Source organism: Bradyrhizobium sp. USDA 3315 (assembly GCF_054056795.1).
The window spans coordinates 399,422-415,541 of sequence record NZ_JBSRYP010000001.1; the positions used below are offsets into that span (position 1 = coordinate 399,422).

Genomic DNA, 16,120 nt, shown 5'->3' on the forward strand with positions numbered 1-16,120 from the left:
CATCCTAGGGCTTCAACCGCCGTTTCGTAGATGGGTCTCATCCTCGCCAGGCTTCCTCGCCGCAAGCATGCGGAAAGTGGGTACGGATCAAACAATCCGACCGGATATGAGGTGATGCAGTGAACTGCAGCAATCTTCGGAAGCCAATCCCTGTTCGTTGCCCGGTCGTCGCGCTGCGCTACGCTCGGCTCCGCGCGCCGCCCTCTTGCCGTCAAACACCAACCCAGACCTCGCGAAGAGACTTGACTCACAAATCCCCATATGAGGATGGGTGGAGCGCAGCGATACCCATCATCCCACCGCGCAGCACAAGCTTGATGGGTATCGCTGCGCTCCACCCATCCTACGAAGCGGACAAAACAGGCGCTCTTGGCTATTTCGGCTAGGGTCCGATTTTGTTGCAAAAGTCGGTTGAGTGAGGCCTCGAACGATGATTCCGTTGTGTTGACGCGATTCTCGGCGAGGTCGATCCATGATGGGCCGTCTGAAGAGTGACCAAGGTCAACTGTTCTACGAGTTTCGTCTTGGCGATGCGGTCCCCGAAGATCATTTGGTGCGGACGATCGATGCTGCTCTCGATCTGTCGTGGCTTCGCGGCGAGCTTGCGTCCCATTATGCGTCCATGGGTCGTCCGTCGATCGACCCTGAACTGATGATCCGGATGCTGGTGGTGGGGTATGTCTTTGCGATCCGCTCGGAGCGATTGATCTGCCGCGAAGTACAGGTGAACCTCGCCTATCGCTGGTTCTGCAGGCTTGGCATCGAAGATGCTATTCCCGACCATTCAGCGTTCTCGCGTGCCCGCAACGAGCGTTTCCGCGAGGGAGATGTTTTTCGCCATGTGTTTGAGCGGGTCGTCGAGGCGTGTATTGCGGCCGGTCTGGTTGGTGGTGAAGGCTTTGCAGTTGATGCGAGCCTGATTGCGGCCGACGCCAACAAGCGGCGCTCGATCGCGGGTCAGGATTGGCGCAGGGATCGCGATCCGGCGAGGTCCAGCCGCGCCGTGAAGGAGTATCTGGCGACTCTCGAAGACACGGCATGGGGTGCCGCTACGGAGGTTGTGCCGAAGTTCGTCTCGCCATCCGATCCCGCGGCGCAGTGGACCGGCGCACACAAAGGGGCGGCATTCTTCGCCTACTCTGACAACTATCTCATCGACATGAAGTTCGGCGTCATCTTGGACGTCGAGGCGTCTCGTGCCATTCGGCAAGCCGAAGTCGGTACCGCAAAGACAATGATCGAACGAACAGAGGAACGTTTTGGCCTCAAGCCGGAGCGGCTCGCGGCCGATACCGCTTATGGATCGGCGCCGATGCTGAACTGGCTGGTAGAGAAGGACATCGCGCCACACATTCCGGTCATCGACAAGTCAAAGCGCGAGGATGGCACCTTCTCGCGCAACGACTTTCGATATGATCCGGCCGGCGACGTCTACCACTGCCCAGGCGGAAAGCGGCTCGGGACAAGCGGCACAGCACACGAGGGCAAGACGCTCTTGTACCGCGCAAGCAAGCTCGACTGCGATGTTTGCCCGCTCAAACCGCAGTGCTGCCCAAAGGAGCCCTCACGCAAGATCCCGCGCGACGTCCATGAGCGCGCCCGAGACGTTGCACGCTCCTTCGCTGGCACCGAGGCCTTTGAACAGTCGCGACGTGAGCGAAAGAAGATTGAGATGCGGTTCGCACACCTGAAGCGCATCCTGAGGCTCGGCCGACTGCGACTGCGTGGCCCACGAGGCGCCCAGGATGAGTTTGTTCTGGCCGCCATCGCTCAGAACCTACGGCGGCTCGCGAGCCTGGTCGCGCGGCCGCCACCGGCACACACGGTGTACACCGCGTAGAGTTGCGTAGAGAGCGTCAGGGCCGGCAAACCAAAGCCGGTCGTCCTTGGCGAGATGGCCGAACAATCCATCGCGAGCAGCCGACTTTTGCAACAAAATCGGCCAAAAGCAGACGAATTATTGCGCTTCGGCGCGGAGACGGGTTGGCCAACCGACACGGACCAACGTTTCATCCGGGTCAGAGATCGCGAATTCGTACATCCCCCACGGCTTGTCTTCGGGTGATTGCTGAAATTCGCGCGCCGCAGCATCAACACTCTCGAGGTAAAGATAAAGCCCAAAAGGGTTTCTGCCCGGCGTCAGCCATCCCTCGACCGCGTCCGTCAGATGTAGATATCCGCCCTTCCCGTTCGACAGCATGCGATAGGTGTCGGGCTCTCCCGGAGCAGGCCTTTCGCTGTCCGGGCGCGCAAAGCCCAGCCGATTGTAGAACCGCTCCGACGCATCAAGGTCATTGCACGGCAGGATCGCGATCAAAGCTCCAGAAGGGCTCATCCTAGTGCACTCCGACGTCACGCAACAACTTGCGTCCGCTCTTCTCAATGTCTGAAAATTTGTCACCTTTAAGGTGGGAGTTGGGGTTGGGACAGCCAGATGACCGCTTCGCGTCAGAAGGCGATATCGCTGAGGCCGGGCCGGGTTGCCGCTTCGTCCCCGAACGCAGGCGTCCCGGATTTTGATGAGTACGCCGCCCTACTCGCCCCACTGCCGCGCCATGGTGGCGAGCGCGCAGCCTTCGCAGTAGCGGGCATCCTTGAAGTCGATCCAGTTGTGGGCGTAGACGCGCTCCGGCGGGATGCCGTAACGCGCGCGCAGCAACTTCACCAGCACCCGCCAGGCCGCGACCTGTGCGTCGGTCGGGCCGGTCGTGACGTCGGGGTAATTGCCGGCGAACTCGACGCCGATCGACGTGTCCTTGTTCACCTGGTGATAGGTCTTGCTGTTGTCGATGTATTTGTTGTCGTTGCGATCGGCGCCGTCTGTGTGGGTCGGAACGAGGTTGTCGGAGACCGCCCAATAGACCGTGCCGTCGGTTTCGACCCAGACCATGACGCCGCGCCGGGTCGGGTTCTTGTGCTGCGCCTCGGCGCCGTATCGCGCCGAGCCCTGCGGCCCCTCGGTCTGGTGCACGATGATGTTGCGCCAGGGATGCGATTTGGCGACGTCGCCCCAGGGCGCCAGCCAGACCATCTTCAAGCCGGGAATCTCGGGCGTGCCTTGCGATCGCGCGATAGTCGCGAGATCGGGCGTTTCGGCCGATGCGGCAGCGGACAGGACCAGCGCGACGAGCGCGGTGAGCAGGCGAGGCATCATCACGGAAGATCCGGTGTCGTCTCTCGTTAGCACGCTCAGGCGCGCTTGCGCAGGCTCGCCTCGACCGTCTCGGGCGCCGGCTTCGGCTCGTAGGTCGCGTAGCCGTTCTTGCCGCCCTTCTTGGCGTCGTAGAGCGCGTGGTCGGCGGCGGCGACCAGGCGATCGGGATGCAGGCCGATCTCGCGGGTCCATTGCGCGACGCCGATCGAGACCGCGATCGGAATGTCCCTGCCGGTGCACTGCTCGGCATCGGCGCGGCAGACCTCGAGCACGCGGCGCGCGATCATCGCGCCTTCGCGCAGCGTCGAGGACGGCAACACGATGCAGAACTCGTCGCCGCCGGTGCGGGCCAGCATGTCGCCCGGGCGGAGCCGCGTCTGCGCCATCAGCGTGAAATGCTGCAGGCAGGCGTCGCCGGCGGCGTGGCCATGGGTGTCGTTGATGCCCTTGAAGCCGTCGAGGTCGATCACCAGCAGCGCGAACGCCTCGCCGTTGCGGTCGGAGCGCGCGCATTCCTCGGTCAGCCGCTGCAAGAGATGGCGGCGGTTGCCGACGCCGGTGAGATCGTCGAGCAGCGCGAGGTCGGCGACCTCGTTGCGCAGCCGGTCGATCGCCATCAGCAGGAAGCCGAAATTGAGCGCCATCGACAGGAACACCATCAGCAGGATCACCAGCGACTGCCCCGCAGAGAAGCGGACGAAGGAGAACTCGCCGGGCTGCAGCAGCGCGCCGACGGCACGCAGCGCATAGATGCCGATCAGCACGGAGGCGACGATGCCGGCGAGCCGGGCACCGGGGCTGACGCGGCCGTTCTCGGACGACAGCAACAGCTTCAGCGTCAGCGCGAACGGCGTGACCTGGGCAATGGTGTAGACCAGGATGCGCATCGGCATGCTGTCATAGGCGAAGATGAAGGTGCCGAGACCAGCGAAGGCCAGCGCCGTGGTCAGCAGGGTGGCGCGCCAGGTCGCAGGCTTGTCGTAGAACCGCTCGATGCCCATCGCGGCAAGGCCGGCGGCGAACACCATCAAGGTCCCGGCCGCAAGCAGCGGCAGCAGCGAGTCCGTCAGCATCACGCGAAGCATCGCGCAGCTGGCCCCGGCGGAGGCGACGAGGGCCGACGCGGTCCAGAACCGCGCCGCGCCGAAAGCAGGATAGCTGCGCGCGACATAGGCCCAGATCAGCCCGAGCGCGAGAAAATTGATAATGAATACCGTCCAAAGCGTCGGAACGCTCAACATCGCCCCTGTTCGAGAGCCGTATCGGCCTCGCCTCTCCTGAAATGACCGTCTGCCCCCTCCGGGCGTTTCCTCAAATGACAATCCCCGTTGTCTTACGGAACAGCATGCGGCCGCGCCGCTTAACGGAGCGTCACCCACAACGTGCCAATCCGCGCCGTGGTTTTGAATTGATGAAGATCTGCGCATCCGCCGTTTGCGCATCGTTAAGCATGACGGATGCGCCGACGCCGCGACGCGCGACATGCGCAACGCTTTGCGAAAAAGCTGGCGAAAACGCGTAACAGTTGTGGATAACACGATGACGACGCCGTGACAGCACGCGGCAGCAGCCTCCGAATCTGCTGAGTTTGATATCGAGGATGTTGCGAGGCTGGCCCTCCGCCAAGCATGCCTCGGAGTCGCGTTCAATCCATGAAACCCTGAGAGGATACTATGGCTAAGAAAGCGAAGAAGGCGAAGAAGGCGAAGAAGGCGAAGGCGAAAAAGGCCACCAAGAAGAAGGCCGCCAAGAAGTAACGAATTCCAGCCCGGGTAGCGGCTCTTGCCCTGCCCGGGCACCCGGACCGGGACAACCGGTCGCAGCGACGTCAACCTCGAATTCACCACCCTACATCGATCGGCCCCGAACTGACGGGGCGCAAGGCAGCAGGCGCAACGCCTGCTTTTTTATTGCCTGCGTCCGGGCGTGACGGCCGCGACGTCAGCGCTCCGCGAAGGCGAGCCTGGCGCCGAGCAGGGCAAAGCCCGCGGCAAAGCTTCGCCGCAGCCAGGCCATCACCTTCGGCCGGGTGATGACGCGGTCACGCACCGAGGCGGCGAACAGCCCGTAGACCGCGAACACCGCAAAGGTCATCGCCATGAAGACACAGCTGAGCTCGACCATCCGCGCCAGCGGGTGCGGCTCGTCGACCGCGATGAACTGCGGCAGGAAGGCCAGGAAGAAGATCGACAGCTTCGGATTGAGGATGTTGATCAGGATCGCGGTCACGATCACCCGCCGGCGCGAGCGCGGCTTGATCTCGGTGTCGACGGCAAGCGCGCCGCGCTCGCGCAGCGCCTGCCAGGCCATGTAGAGCAGATAGACGACGCCGCCCCATTTCAGCGCCGCGAACGCCACGGCGCTGGTGTGCAGGATGGCGGCGAGCCCGAGCATCGCCGCGATCATCTGCGGCACGATCCCGAGCGTGCAGCCGAACGCCGCCGCGACGCTCGCCCGCGCTCCCCGGGTCAGCGCCACCGCCAGCGTATAGAGCACGCCGGTGCCGGGCGAGGCCACCACGATCAGCGACGTCAGCAGAAAGGACCAGGTCACTTCAAATCCTCGGCGGGCGGGACAGGCGGACGGGACATCGTCCGCCAATATCACGGCGACGGGGACGGCGGAAGCGGCTGCCGGCCTCCGCCCGGCGCCAGCGTCGACACCCCGTTATGACGACCTGCGCCATCCGCGATGCGAAAGCTCCGACGCCTTCATCTCGGCGACCCGGATCACGTCCAGCGGCGCCCAGGGCTTGGCCCAGAACAAGGCGCCTTCGGGCAGGCGCTGCCGCAGCGGCTTGCCCGAGGTGACGATCACGTCGAGATCGGGTCTGTACTTCTTCGCGGCATAAGCGAGCTCGATGCCGGTCATGTTTCCGGCCAATTCGACGTCGGTCATCATCAGCACGACGTTGTCGCCGTTGCCCTGCAGCACCAGCTCGGCGGCCTCGGCGCTCTCGCAGGCGATGACGTCGAACTCGCTCTCCTCCAGCAGCAGCCCGATCATCTCGCGCTGCATCGGGTCGTCCTCAACCACCAGGGCCTTCGCACGGTAGGGCTTTGACTGTCCCATGGGTGTGGCTCCCTTGGTTTGAATGCTTCGCTTCGAGCGCGTAACATAGATTAAATGCCCAAAATCACTGGATGGTTCAGTTCCAATTTGAGAAAAGCGTGGAAATGCCGTGTTCCTCGCTTGGCAACCACCACCCCCGTTGAGATGGAGCTCACCCGACATGACCGCGATCCCTGGATCCGCCGCTGCCGTGACCGGAGCCGCCAGCGGCATCGGCCGCGCGCTCGCGCATGAACTGGCGCTGCGCGGCTGCGATCTGGCGATCGCCGACCGCGACGAGGCCGGCCTGCAGGCCGCCGCCGCGGAGATCGCGAAAGCGAGCCCGCGCAAGGTCACCGTGCATCGGCTCGATGTCAGCGAGCCGGACCAGATCACGGCGTTCGCGGAGGCCGCCGTTACAGCGCACCCCTCGCTCAACATCGTCGTCAACAATGCCGGCGTCGCGCTGCTCGGCGAGTTCGGCGAGTTCGATCAGGCGCAGATGGAGTGGCTGTTCAACATCAATTTCTGGGGCGTGGTGCACGGCACCCGCGCCTTCCTGCCGCAGCTTTCGCGGCAGCGCGAGGCGCATATCGTCAACATCTCGTCGATCTTCGGCATCATCGCCCCGCCCGGCCAGAGCGCCTATTGCGCGGCCAAGTTCGCGGTGCGCGGCTTCTCGGAAAGCCTGCGCCACGAGCTTGCGGTGGCGAACAGCCCGGTGCGTCTGTCCGTGGTGCATCCGGGCGGCGTTGCCACCAGCATCGCGCGCAACTCGCGCGCCGGCACCGGCGTCACCGACAATGCCCGCCGCGCCGAATCGATCGAGCGCTTCGACGCACTGGCCAGGACCACGCCGACCGCGGCCGCGCAGCGCATCATCGCCGGCATCGAGAAGAACCAGCCGCGCATCCTGATCGGCAAGGACGCATACTTCATGGACCTGCTGCAACGCTTCCGCCCGGCGACCTACTGGAAAACGATGCAACGGATGATGGAGAAGACGGCGGCGCGGCGGATCGCGCGCGATGCCGCGAGGGCGAGCCAGTAGCACGATAGCGCGGAGTAACCCGCGCACCGCCGTCGTCCCGGCGAAAGCCGGGACCCATAACCACAGGATTGGGTTGGCGAGACACGCCGGGGGCCACAGCGTCGTGCAACACGGACATTTGTGGTTATGGGTCCCGGGTCAAGCCCGGGACGACACCGGGGATGTTGCACGGCCCGCGGGTCATACCATGCCTGCGAGTCACGCCTGCGCGTCATCGCGACACGAGATTACCCGCCCAGCTGCTTCCTCACCCCGAGCGCCAGCCGGAACAGCGGATCGCTTCGCTCCGATGGATAGAGCGCGCTCTTCGCGACCTGCGGGAAATTGTCGTTCTTCCAGAACGACGCCGGCGCGAACGAGAATTTGGCGACCAGCCGCCGGCCGAAATCCATCTCGTAGGGAAAGTAGTTTTCCTTCTGCTCGGTGCCGGACATCTCCGGATACTCGCCGAGCAGATAGCCCTCCTGGATGTGCGGCCGCACCGCCGACGGCGGGCAGACGCTGGCGAGGCGCACGATCTGCAGGCCGGCCTCGGCGCTCGCGGTGATCGCGCCGCTCAGATTCGGCACGCCGAGCACATAGAGGAAGGCGGTGCCGGTCTCCGCCAGCGAGGCAAAGGAGGCGGCGATCCGGATCGAATGGGTGACGTCGAGCAGCGGCGTGGTGCAGACCTCGTAATGCTGCAGGATCGACCAGCGCAGGATGCGATGCCGCTTCAACCGCTCGAGCCCGAGCAGCTTTTCGCTGGCGTATTCGGCGATCAGGATCCGCTCGGCGCGTTGCAGCGCATCGAACCGCCCGACCAGCGTCGCCTGATCGGGATTGCCGCGGCCGCCGCGAAACAGCGTCGGCTTCAGCGACGAGTTGCGCTTGATGTTCCTGTAGTCGGCGCCCTGGCCGCGAAACAGCAGCACATGATCGCGGTTGAGGAATTGCAGCTCGGCGATCTTGGTGGCGAGCTCGAGATAGGAGCCGACGCGATGGCCCGGCCCCTCCCGCACCGCCGAGTTCTTCGCGACCTGGCATCCGCGGCGGTCGAAGAACGACCAGATTTTTTGGCTGCCGATGGTTTCCATGGAGACACCAGAATTCTCAACCGTCATTCCGGGGCAGCCCGCAGGGCTGAACCCGGAATCCATTTTTCCATGCGTGATGCGGCCCGATGGAAACAATCGTCATTGCGAGGAGCTCGGCGACAAATTGCGAAGCAATTTTGCGCTGAAGCGACGAAGCAATCCATCGTCCCGCATTTGCCGAAAGATGGATTGCTTCGCTCCGCTCGCAATGACGGACAAGGCCGCCGCGCCTTCACCGCCCCACGAGCTGATCGGCAAAATACCCGATGGTCTTGCGATAGATCACCGCCCTGTTCCACTCGCGCATCGCCTCGAAATTCGCGGTGCCCTCGCCATAGGGCGCGCCCATCTTGAAGCCACTGGTGTGCAGGAGGTTCGCGGTCGAGGCCAGCACGTCCGCGACCGAGTGGCGCAGGTCGACATGGCCGTCGCCGTCGAAATCGACGCCATACTTGATGTAGGACGACGGCAAGAATTGCGTCTGGCCGATCTCGCCGGCATAGGCGCCGATCATGTCGTTGAGACGGAGATCGCCGCGCTGCACGATCTTGAGCGCGGCGAGTAGCTCGCCCTGGAACAGGTCGGTGCGGCGGCAATCATGCGCCAGCGTCGCGAGCACGCGGAACACCGGCAGCTTGCCCATGTCGCCCTTGCCGAAATCGGTCTCGAGCCCCCAGATCGCGACCAGGATCTGGCGCGGCACGCCATACTGCTGCTCGATCTTCGAAAGCAGCGCGGCGTGCCGCTGCAGCATCGCGCGGCCGCCATTGATGCGCCCGGGCCCGACCCGGGTTGCGACATACTGCTCGAAGGTCTTGTTGAAGGTGTAGCGCTGCCGGCGGTCGAAGGCGAGCACCCCGCCATCCTGCTGCACGCCGCCGAGCGCCGCGGAGATCACGTCCTGCTGGATGCCGGCGCTCGCCGCCTCCTGCGAGAACGACTGGACGAAGGTCGGAAAACTGCCGCCGCAGCGCGCGGCGTAGGAGGGGGTGGCAAGCAGCAAGGCGCCGAACACAACCGCCAAACGACACCTGAGCATGCAAAAAATCCCCCTGCTTCGATTGGCCGATCATGCCATGGAGCAAACGAGGCAGTCAAAGCGTCGGCACGACACTCCATCCTCGGCGGGCAGCTACGCGCCTCCATCCATGTTCGCACGGTGAATGACCACGGCGCATCCATCAACCGATCGGCACGTAGCCGAAGCTCAATCCCTGAGCTGGCGCTCCAGGTCCACAAAATCGATCTCCGCCCAGCGCTCGGAAATCCTGCCGTCCTGAATCCGCCAGAACGTCATGCCGCGGAATTCGACTTGGCGGCCGGTTGGCGCGATGCCGCGCCATGGGCTGCGGTGCCGGCCGCGCCAGACGAAGCGGCCGGCGACGATGTCGCGCTCGGCCACCAGGCATTCCGCCACCGCCGACAGGTCGGCGAAGGTCTCGTGCATCGCGGCCGAATGCGCGATCACGTCCTCGGCGCTCAGCCGCTTGCCCACCGCATGGTCGAAGAAGTCGGGCGCCAACTGCGCGCGGATCGCCTCGGGATCGTGGCGGTTGGTCACGGCGTCGTAATGCGCGAGCACGAGCGCCTTGTTGGCGTCGATTGTGGCGTTGGACATCGGCGATCGATTCTCGAAGGAAAGGTTGTAGAAAGAGAGAGATGCGCCTCATACGCGAATCGGACGGGATGGCGCAAGTGACGATGGTCAGAAAAAGCTCAGCTTTCGGCCGTCGTTCGTTTGCGCGCTGCGCGGCTCCGCCGCCAGCCACGGCGGGCCGGCCGGCCTACCGGCGGTAACATCATCCGTTGGCTTGACTGCCGGTGGCAGCAAGCGGCGGTCGGCGGCGAGCGACGCACCGCACGGCAGCATTTGAGGACGCGACGCATGAACGCCGAAGCCGCCGGCCGCGACCAAGAAGCACGGGCCGGGCAAGCCGCTTCCGCCACGCGGCCGGCCGCGCTGTCTTGTTCATGCAACGCCGCGCCGCTAAAGCCAGGCACGCCGGCTGCAACGCCGCCGTCATTTGGGGATGCCATCCGATGACGCGTTTGGGGATGAGGGTGTGCTGCCGATGACGATCGCCGGGGGTTTCGCACGCGCGCGCAGGGCTGCCGCATCGATCGGTGTCGTGCTCGCGCTCGGCGCTGTTTTGAGCGCAGCGATCGACACCGCCGCCGCGCAGAACCTCCCCGCCAAGCGTGCGCCGGCGCAAGGTGGCGGCAGCACGCAGGCGATCGCCGCGCAGCTGAAGAACGCCATCGCGCTGACACGCAGCGGCAAGTTCGACGCCGGCTATGCACAGCTGCTTGCAGCACTGGATGCCGCAGACAAGCTCGACGACGCCCAGTTCGTCATGGAGCAGTATTTCGACGCGACCGCGACGCTGCGCGCGGTCAAGCGCGACGATCTCGCCGAAAAACTGTTCGTGCGCGCGTTCCAGAGCAAGGCGGCGGCGCAACGGCCGCCCGGCAATGCCGACGTGCTGCTGATGTACGCGATCCTGCTGTCCGACCACGCCAGGATCGCCGAAGCCGTTCCGCTCTACATGAAGGCGATCGCGGCGTTCAACGCCTATTGGGGCGAAGGCTCCGAGGAATCGCTGATCGCAAACGACAAGCTCGCGGTCGCGCTGTCCGCCAACGGCTCGGCGGCGTCGGCGACCAATTTGGGCCGGCACAATTTCGAGCGCGCGGAGAAGGCGCTCGGGCCCGACCACCGCACCACCTGGAAGCTCGCCAACAATTATGCCGACATGCTGCGCGAGATCGGCGCGCCGGCGAAGGCGCTCGAGCTCGATCTGTTCGCGATCGAGAAGCGCGCCAGACATTATGGCGAGAACCATCTCAACACGCTGGTGACGGTCAACAACGCCGGCCAGGATTTCCTCAATCTCGGCCGCTTCGACGACGCCCGCCGCTATTTCCGCCGCCACCGCGCGATCGCGGCCGCGATGGCGCCGAAGGATCCGAGCTTTGCCGGACAGGCCGACGCCTGGCTGTTCTACACCGACATGCTCGCCGCCGGCGATGCCGCGATCGCGCCGGCCGATCTGGCGCGGCTGGAGGCGATCGTCGCCAATGAGGCGAATTTTGCGGATTTCCTGCGCATCAAATCCGCGGTGCTGGCTGCCGGCCAACGCGAGCAGCGCGGCGAGCGGGACAAGGGGATGCGGCTGCGCGAGACCGCGCTGGCGATCTCGAGCCGCGCCTTCACCGCGCAGCATCCGATCAGCTTCGAGATCAAGCTCGGCATCGCGACCGCCCTGATCGCCGATGATCCGAGCCGCGCGGTGCAGGCCTTCGCCGCGCTCGACCGCGAGATGTTCGACTGGATGAAGCGCGAGGTCGGCACATCGGGCGATCGCGCCGTCGCCGAAGCGATCCGCGCCCATGCCGACCATCTCTTGTTCGCGTTCGGCCGCTTCGCCACCGGCGCCGTGCTGCGCTGGAAGACGCTCGGCGGCGCCGACGCCACGGCGCTGCGCCAGCTCGAGACGGAGGTCGCCGGCAAGGACGAGGAGACCGCGACGCTGCTGCGGACGGCGCTCCGGCTCAACGGCGAGAAACAGGAGCTGTTCTCGTCGGGCAATATCGACGACTGGGCGAGGTCGGTGTGGGGGCGGCAGGACGCCGCCGAGAAGGCGCTGCAGAAGCGGCTCGATGCGATCGGTGCGAAGCTGCCGCAAGACCCGATCCGTCCGTCACAGCTGCTCGCGGCGCAGGAAGCCGTCGTCAACTATTTCATCACCCGGCAATGGAAGGCGGATCGCCAGGCGAATGCGCCGCTGGCGGCGACCGTGCTCTACGCGATCGTCGAGACCGCAACGAGCGAGGCGCGCGTGGTCGATCTCGGCGATCCCGGCCGGATGGTCGACACCGGCGTGCGCACCGAGATCGCGCGGCTGCGCGCGACACGGGCCGCTGCGTCGGATCCGGACACGCACGCGCCCGACGTCAAGGGCCGCTTCCAGAACCTCCGGGCGCGGCTGTTCGCGCCGCTGGAGCCGCTGCTGAAGGACAAGACCACGCTCTATGTCGTGCCTGACGGCTTCCTGTTCGCCGTGCCGTTCGCGCTGCTGCCTGGCAGTGGCGGCGGCCTGCTGGAGGACAAGTTCACGATCCGGATGCTGACCAGCCCCGATGCGCTGATCGCGATCCATGCGCGCGAGACGCTCGATCAGCGGGGCGCGATGCTGCTCGCCGGCGGCATCGAATACGGCGAGCCGGGGCCGATGCCGCTGCCCGCGACGCGGACCGAGATCGAGGCGATCGCCAAACTCGCCCGCACCCGCGGCGCGCCGGTCGAGATGCTGACCGGGCGCAACGTCAGCGAAGGCACGCTGCGCGCGGCGATCGGCAAGGCGCGCATCGCGCATCTGGCGACGCACGGCTTCTATCACGACAGCACGGCGTCGGGCCTCGACACACTCTGGCAGAGCGGCATCGTGCTGTCGGGCGCCGGCGACAGCCGATTTCCGCTGCGCGACGAGAACGACGGCTATCTCTATGCCTTCGAATTGATGGACTGGGACCTGTCCGGGCTCGACTTGCTGGTGCTGTCGGCCTGCGAAACCGGCCGCGGCGACGAGAGCTTCGTCAGCGGCCTGCGCGGCCTGCCGACCGCGCTCGGCATCGCCGGCGCACGGCGCGCGCTGCTGACGCTGTGGCCGGTCGCCGACGAGGGGACCGCGAACTTCACCGTGCGGTTCTACGAGCACCTCGCGGAGGGCCTGACCTATTCGGATGCGCTGCGCCAGACGAGGCGCGATGCGCGCGACGGCAAGGTCGCGGGCGCGGGCGACGCCAGCGTGTGGGCGGCGTTCGTGCTGTTCGAGGGCTGAGCCGTATATGTCGTTGATGTGACCGGGCGGGCGCCGCGAGCGCATGCCGTGCCGAACTGCGCCCGACGTTGCGCAAGGGCCGCACGCAACCCCATCGCGCAGGGCAGACCGGCGCGCGGACGCAGGCGATTTGCTTTGACAGCGGCGCCCCGATCGAGGACAAGCCGCGCATGCCGAAAAAACCCGGGACCAATCCCAAAGGCGAATTCGCCTTCTTCAACGTCTTCTATGAAGACGGCTCGCAGCGCTCCAACCGCCGCGTGCCGTCGGAGCTCATTGGCGGGCTCGACGGCGACGAGCCGGTGCGCGCCTTCCTGCGCGAGCAGGACCGCGAGATCGCCGAAAAGGGCGGCCGCCCGCCGCTCGAGATCAAGTCCATCGAGCGCGTCGGCGCGAAGAAGAAGTAGCGGCGTCCAGTTAGTTCTATCCACGTCATTGCGAGCGCAGCGAAGCAATCCATCGTGCTGCAGGCGCAGTATGGATTGCTTCGTCGCTTCAGCGCAAAATTGCTTCGCAATTTTGTCGCCGAGCTCCTCGCAATGACGTCGGAGCCGGATCAAAATGAATACGGCGGGCCCAGGCCCGCCGTTGTTGTCTCGATGGATTGCCGGGTCGAGCCCGGCAATGGCAATCGGAAATATTAGTTGTCCAGGAAGCTCCGCAGCTTCCGCGACCGCGACGGGTGCTTCAGCTTGCGCAGCGCCTTGGCCTCGATCTGGCGGATGCGTTCGCGGGTGACCGAGAACTGCTGGCCGACTTCTTCCAGCGTGTGGTCGGTGTTCATGCCGATGCCGAAGCGCATGCGCAGCACGCGCTCCTCGCGCGGGGTGAGCGAGGCCAGCACGCGCGTCGTGGTCTCGCGCAGGTTGGACTGGATCGCAGCGTCGATCGGCAGGATCGCGTTCTTGTCCTCGATGAAATCGCCAAGATGCGAATCCTCTTCATCGCCCACAGGCGTTTCGAGCGACAGCGGCTCCTTGGCGATCTTGAGGACCTTGCGCACCTTCTCCAAGGGCATGCCGAGCTTCTCGGCGAGCTCTTCCGGGGTCGGCTCGCGGCCGATCTCGTTCAGCATCTGGCGCGAGGTGCGGACGATCTTGTTGATCGTCTCGATCATGTGCACGGGGATGCGGATGGTGCGGGCCTGGTCGGCGATCGAACGGGTGATCGCCTGCCGGATCCACCAGGTGGCGTAGGTTGAGAACTTGTAGCCGCGGCGATATTCGAACTTATCGACCGCCTTCATCAGGCCGATATTGCCTTCCTGGATCAGGTCGAGGAACTGCAGGCCGCGGTTGGTGTACTTCTTGGCGATCGAGATCACGAGCCGGAGGTTGGCTTCCACCATCTCCTTCTTGGCCTGACGGGCCTCGCGCTCGCCCTTCTGCACGCCGTGCACGATCTTGCGGAATTCGCCGATCTCGAGCCCGGTGAGCGCCGCCAGCGACTGGATCTCGTGGCGCAGGTCCTTGATGCGGTCCTTCTCGTGATGGACGAAGTTCTTCCAGCCCTTGGCCGACAGCTTGGAGACGCGGTTGAGCCAGCGCGGGTCGAGCTCGGAGCCCTGGTAGTTGCGCAGGAAGTCCTCGCGCGCGACGCCGTGGCTGTCGCCGAGGCGCAGCAGGCGGCCCTCGAACGAGACCAGCTTCTTGTTGATGTCGTAGAGCTGCTCGACCAGCGAATCGATGCGGGCCTGGTTGAGGCGCAGCGACTTCACCTCGACGATGATCTCGTCCTTCAGCTTCTTGTACTTGCGCTCCTGCGAGGGCGACAGCGACTCGCTCTGCAGCTGGTTGGCGATGTCCTGCTCCTGCAGGCGGCGCAGCTTCTTGTACTCGGACGCGATCTTGTCGAAGGTCTCGACCACCTTCGGCTTCAGCTCGGCCTCGATGGCGGCGAGCGACATCTGGTTCTCGAACTCGTCGTCGTCCATGTCGCCTTCGGCGGCGGCCTCGGCGGGATCCTTCTCCTCGGTGGCGGCTTCGCCACCGGCGGGCGCGGCGCGGAACGGGGTCGGCGACGGCGGCGCTGCGGGCGGCGCGACATGGGCCGGTGCACCGGCCTGCGCGTCGCCGCCATTGCCTTCGGCGGCGGCGCCCTCGGCGCCGTTGTTGCCGATCAGGTTCGGATTGATGCCGCCCTTCGACTCGGGGCCGGCATAGGTGGCTTCGAGATCGATGATGTCGCGGAGGAAGATCTTCCCTTCGTTGAGCTCATCGCGCCAGATGATGATGGCCTGGAAGGTCAGCGGGCTTTCGCAGAGGCCCGCGATCATCGCCTCGCGGCCGGCCTCGATGCGTTTTGCAATCGCGATTTCGCCTTCGCGCGACAGCAGCTCGACGGTGCCCATCTCGCGCAGATACATGCGCACGGGATCGTCGGTGCGCTCGCCGGGCTCCGACTTCTTGACCTCGGTGACGGCCTTCTGCGTGACCTCGACGAGTTCGTTATCGGTCTCGTCGTCGCCGTCGTCCTTCTCGTCCTCGCCCTCGCTATCGTCGGCCTCGGTGACGTTGATGCCCATGTCGGACAGCATCGACATGATGTCTTCGATCTGTTCGGGCGAGGTCGTATCGGAGGGCAGCACTTCGTTGAGCTGATCGAAGGTCACGAAGCCGCGCTTCTTGGCCTGCTTGATCATCTTCTTCACCGCGGCATCCGACAGGTCGAGCAACGGCGACGGCGCGTCAGCGGCATCCTTCTCAGGAGCATCCGCTGCCTTGTCGTCCTTTTCCTTGTCCTTAACCTGCAGCGTCTTTGCCTTGGTGGCCATTCACTAAGCTCCCGAAACGCGGTCATGCAAAATGGCGCCACGCACGCGCATCCGCACGAAATCTAGATTTACTCTCTCGACGCACAAAGGGCGGCGCAATATCTCGCCACCCCTGTCATCCGTCTCGACGGTTTCCAATCTGCAATAGCCCGTCGCGTCTTCCGTAAAAGTGGA

The 16,120-nt window shown here is 65.1% G+C and carries 14 protein-coding genes; 5 read left to right on the plus strand and 9 right to left on the minus strand.

Annotated elements, in window-relative coordinates:
* The first annotated feature begins 472 nt into the window (after positions 1-472).
* Entirely contained in the window at positions 473-1,840 is a 1,368-nt protein-coding gene (locus ACVIYL_RS01695; protein WP_310883540.1) for an IS1182 family transposase, read from the plus strand.
* A 117-nt stretch (positions 1,841-1,957) separates the two neighbouring features.
* Here the strand turns inward: ACVIYL_RS01695 and ACVIYL_RS01700 are convergent, their stop codons facing one another.
* The 5 genes from ACVIYL_RS01700 to ACVIYL_RS01720 all read right to left on the minus strand — a co-directional run bounded on the left by ACVIYL_RS01700 (position 1,958) and on the right by ACVIYL_RS01720 (position 6,226).
* On the minus strand, positions 1,958-2,335 hold the full coding sequence (locus ACVIYL_RS01700; protein WP_456777570.1) for a VOC family protein: 378 nt from the start codon (positions 2,333-2,335) through the stop codon (positions 1,958-1,960).
* 198 nt (positions 2,336-2,533) lie between these two features.
* Positions 2,534-3,154, minus strand: coding sequence for a peptidoglycan recognition protein family protein (locus ACVIYL_RS01705; protein WP_456777571.1), 621 nt, complete (start codon positions 3,152-3,154; stop codon positions 2,534-2,536).
* Between the two features lie 35 nt (positions 3,155-3,189).
* Positions 3,190-4,395, minus strand: coding sequence for a GGDEF domain-containing protein (locus ACVIYL_RS01710; RefSeq protein ID WP_253604106.1), 1,206 nt, complete (start codon positions 4,393-4,395; stop codon positions 3,190-3,192).
* A 700-nt stretch (positions 4,396-5,095) separates the two neighbouring features.
* Positions 5,096-5,707 carry a LysE family translocator gene (locus ACVIYL_RS01715; RefSeq protein ID WP_028333152.1) on the minus strand — a complete coding sequence of 204 codons (612 nt, stop codon included), beginning with the start codon at positions 5,705-5,707 and terminating at the stop codon, positions 5,096-5,098.
* A gap of 114 nt (positions 5,708-5,821) precedes the next feature.
* The gene (locus ACVIYL_RS01720; protein WP_057018055.1) at positions 5,822-6,226 is read right to left on the minus strand and encodes a response regulator; all 405 of its coding nucleotides are present in this window, start codon (positions 6,224-6,226) and stop codon (positions 5,822-5,824) included.
* A gap of 160 nt (positions 6,227-6,386) precedes the next feature.
* Between ACVIYL_RS01720 and ACVIYL_RS01725 the strand changes: the two genes are divergently transcribed.
* On the plus strand, positions 6,387-7,256 hold the full coding sequence (locus ACVIYL_RS01725; protein ID WP_283064377.1) for an SDR family NAD(P)-dependent oxidoreductase: 870 nt from the start codon (positions 6,387-6,389) through the stop codon (positions 7,254-7,256).
* Between the two features lie 227 nt (positions 7,257-7,483).
* On the opposite strand, the gene ACVIYL_RS01730 is transcribed toward ACVIYL_RS01725, so the two are convergent.
* From ACVIYL_RS01730 to ACVIYL_RS01740, 3 genes are all read right to left on the minus strand, one after another.
* Positions 7,484-8,359 (minus strand): FRG domain-containing protein, encoded by an 876-nt coding sequence (locus ACVIYL_RS01730; RefSeq protein ID WP_456777572.1) that lies wholly within the window; start codon positions 8,357-8,359, stop codon positions 7,484-7,486.
* A 205-nt stretch (positions 8,360-8,564) separates the two neighbouring features.
* Positions 8,565-9,371: a lytic murein transglycosylase gene (locus ACVIYL_RS01735; RefSeq protein ID WP_076827939.1), complete on the minus strand. Its 807-nt coding sequence runs from the start codon at positions 9,369-9,371 to the stop codon at positions 8,565-8,567.
* Between the two features lie 168 nt (positions 9,372-9,539).
* Positions 9,540-9,950 carry an ester cyclase gene (locus ACVIYL_RS01740; protein ID WP_456777573.1) on the minus strand — a complete coding sequence of 137 codons (411 nt, stop codon included), beginning with the start codon at positions 9,948-9,950 and terminating at the stop codon, positions 9,540-9,542.
* 454 nt (positions 9,951-10,404) lie between these two features.
* Between ACVIYL_RS01740 and ACVIYL_RS01745 the strand changes: the two genes are divergently transcribed.
* The 3 genes from ACVIYL_RS01745 (at position 10,405) to ACVIYL_RS01755 (ending at position 13,817) form a co-directional block, all read left to right on the plus strand.
* Positions 10,405-13,173, plus strand: coding sequence for a CHAT domain-containing protein (locus ACVIYL_RS01745; protein ID WP_456777574.1), 2,769 nt, complete (start codon positions 10,405-10,407; stop codon positions 13,171-13,173).
* Positions 13,174-13,343: 170 nt separating this feature from the next.
* Positions 13,344-13,580 (plus strand): hypothetical protein, encoded by a 237-nt coding sequence (locus ACVIYL_RS01750; protein ID WP_026192271.1) that lies wholly within the window; start codon positions 13,344-13,346, stop codon positions 13,578-13,580.
* 54 nt (positions 13,581-13,634) lie between these two features.
* Positions 13,635-13,817 carry a hypothetical protein gene (locus ACVIYL_RS01755; RefSeq protein ID WP_456777575.1) on the plus strand — a complete coding sequence of 61 codons (183 nt, stop codon included), beginning with the start codon at positions 13,635-13,637 and terminating at the stop codon, positions 13,815-13,817.
* Here the strand turns inward: ACVIYL_RS01755 and rpoD are convergent.
* A complete protein-coding gene (gene rpoD, locus ACVIYL_RS01760) occupies positions 13,814-15,946 on the minus strand; it encodes an RNA polymerase sigma factor RpoD (RefSeq protein ID WP_057018061.1) in 2,133 nt (710 codons plus the stop codon). The two genes, ACVIYL_RS01755 and rpoD, sit on opposite strands and share 4 nt — an antisense overlap.
* Between the last annotated feature and the right edge of the window lie 174 nt (positions 15,947-16,120).

What these genes read in the sequence shown, in the direction of transcription:
- ACVIYL_RS01745 (WP_456777574.1), top strand. Translation starts at nt 10,405, where the DNA reads ATGACGATCGCCGGGGGTTTCGCACGCGCGCGCAGGGCTGCCGCATCG.
- ACVIYL_RS01705 (WP_456777571.1), bottom strand. Translation starts at nt 3,154, where the DNA reads ATGATGCCTCGCCTGCTCACCGCGCTCGTCGCGCTGGTCCTGTCCGCT.
- ACVIYL_RS01730 (WP_456777572.1), bottom strand. Translation starts at nt 8,359, where the DNA reads ATGACGGTTGAGAATTCTGGTGTCTCCATGGAAACCATCGGCAGCCAA.
- ACVIYL_RS01735 (WP_076827939.1), bottom strand. Translation starts at nt 9,371, where the DNA reads ATGCTCAGGTGTCGTTTGGCGGTTGTGTTCGGCGCCTTGCTGCTTGCC.
- ACVIYL_RS01740 (WP_456777573.1), bottom strand. Translation starts at nt 9,950, where the DNA reads ATGTCCAACGCCACAATCGACGCCAACAAGGCGCTCGTGCTCGCGCAT.
- ACVIYL_RS01720 (WP_057018055.1), bottom strand. Translation starts at nt 6,226, where the DNA reads ATGGGACAGTCAAAGCCCTACCGTGCGAAGGCCCTGGTGGTTGAGGAC.
- rpoD (WP_057018061.1), bottom strand. Translation starts at nt 15,946, where the DNA reads ATGGCCACCAAGGCAAAGACGCTGCAGGTTAAGGACAAGGAAAAGGAC.
- ACVIYL_RS01750 (WP_026192271.1), top strand. Translation starts at nt 13,344, where the DNA reads ATGCCGAAAAAACCCGGGACCAATCCCAAAGGCGAATTCGCCTTCTTC.
- ACVIYL_RS01700 (WP_456777570.1), bottom strand. Translation starts at nt 2,335, where the DNA reads ATGAGCCCTTCTGGAGCTTTGATCGCGATCCTGCCGTGCAATGACCTT.
- ACVIYL_RS01725 (WP_283064377.1), top strand. Translation starts at nt 6,387, where the DNA reads ATGACCGCGATCCCTGGATCCGCCGCTGCCGTGACCGGAGCCGCCAGC.
- ACVIYL_RS01710 (WP_253604106.1), bottom strand. Translation starts at nt 4,395, where the DNA reads ATGTTGAGCGTTCCGACGCTTTGGACGGTATTCATTATCAATTTTCTC.
- ACVIYL_RS01695 (WP_310883540.1), top strand. Translation starts at nt 473, where the DNA reads ATGATGGGCCGTCTGAAGAGTGACCAAGGTCAACTGTTCTACGAGTTT.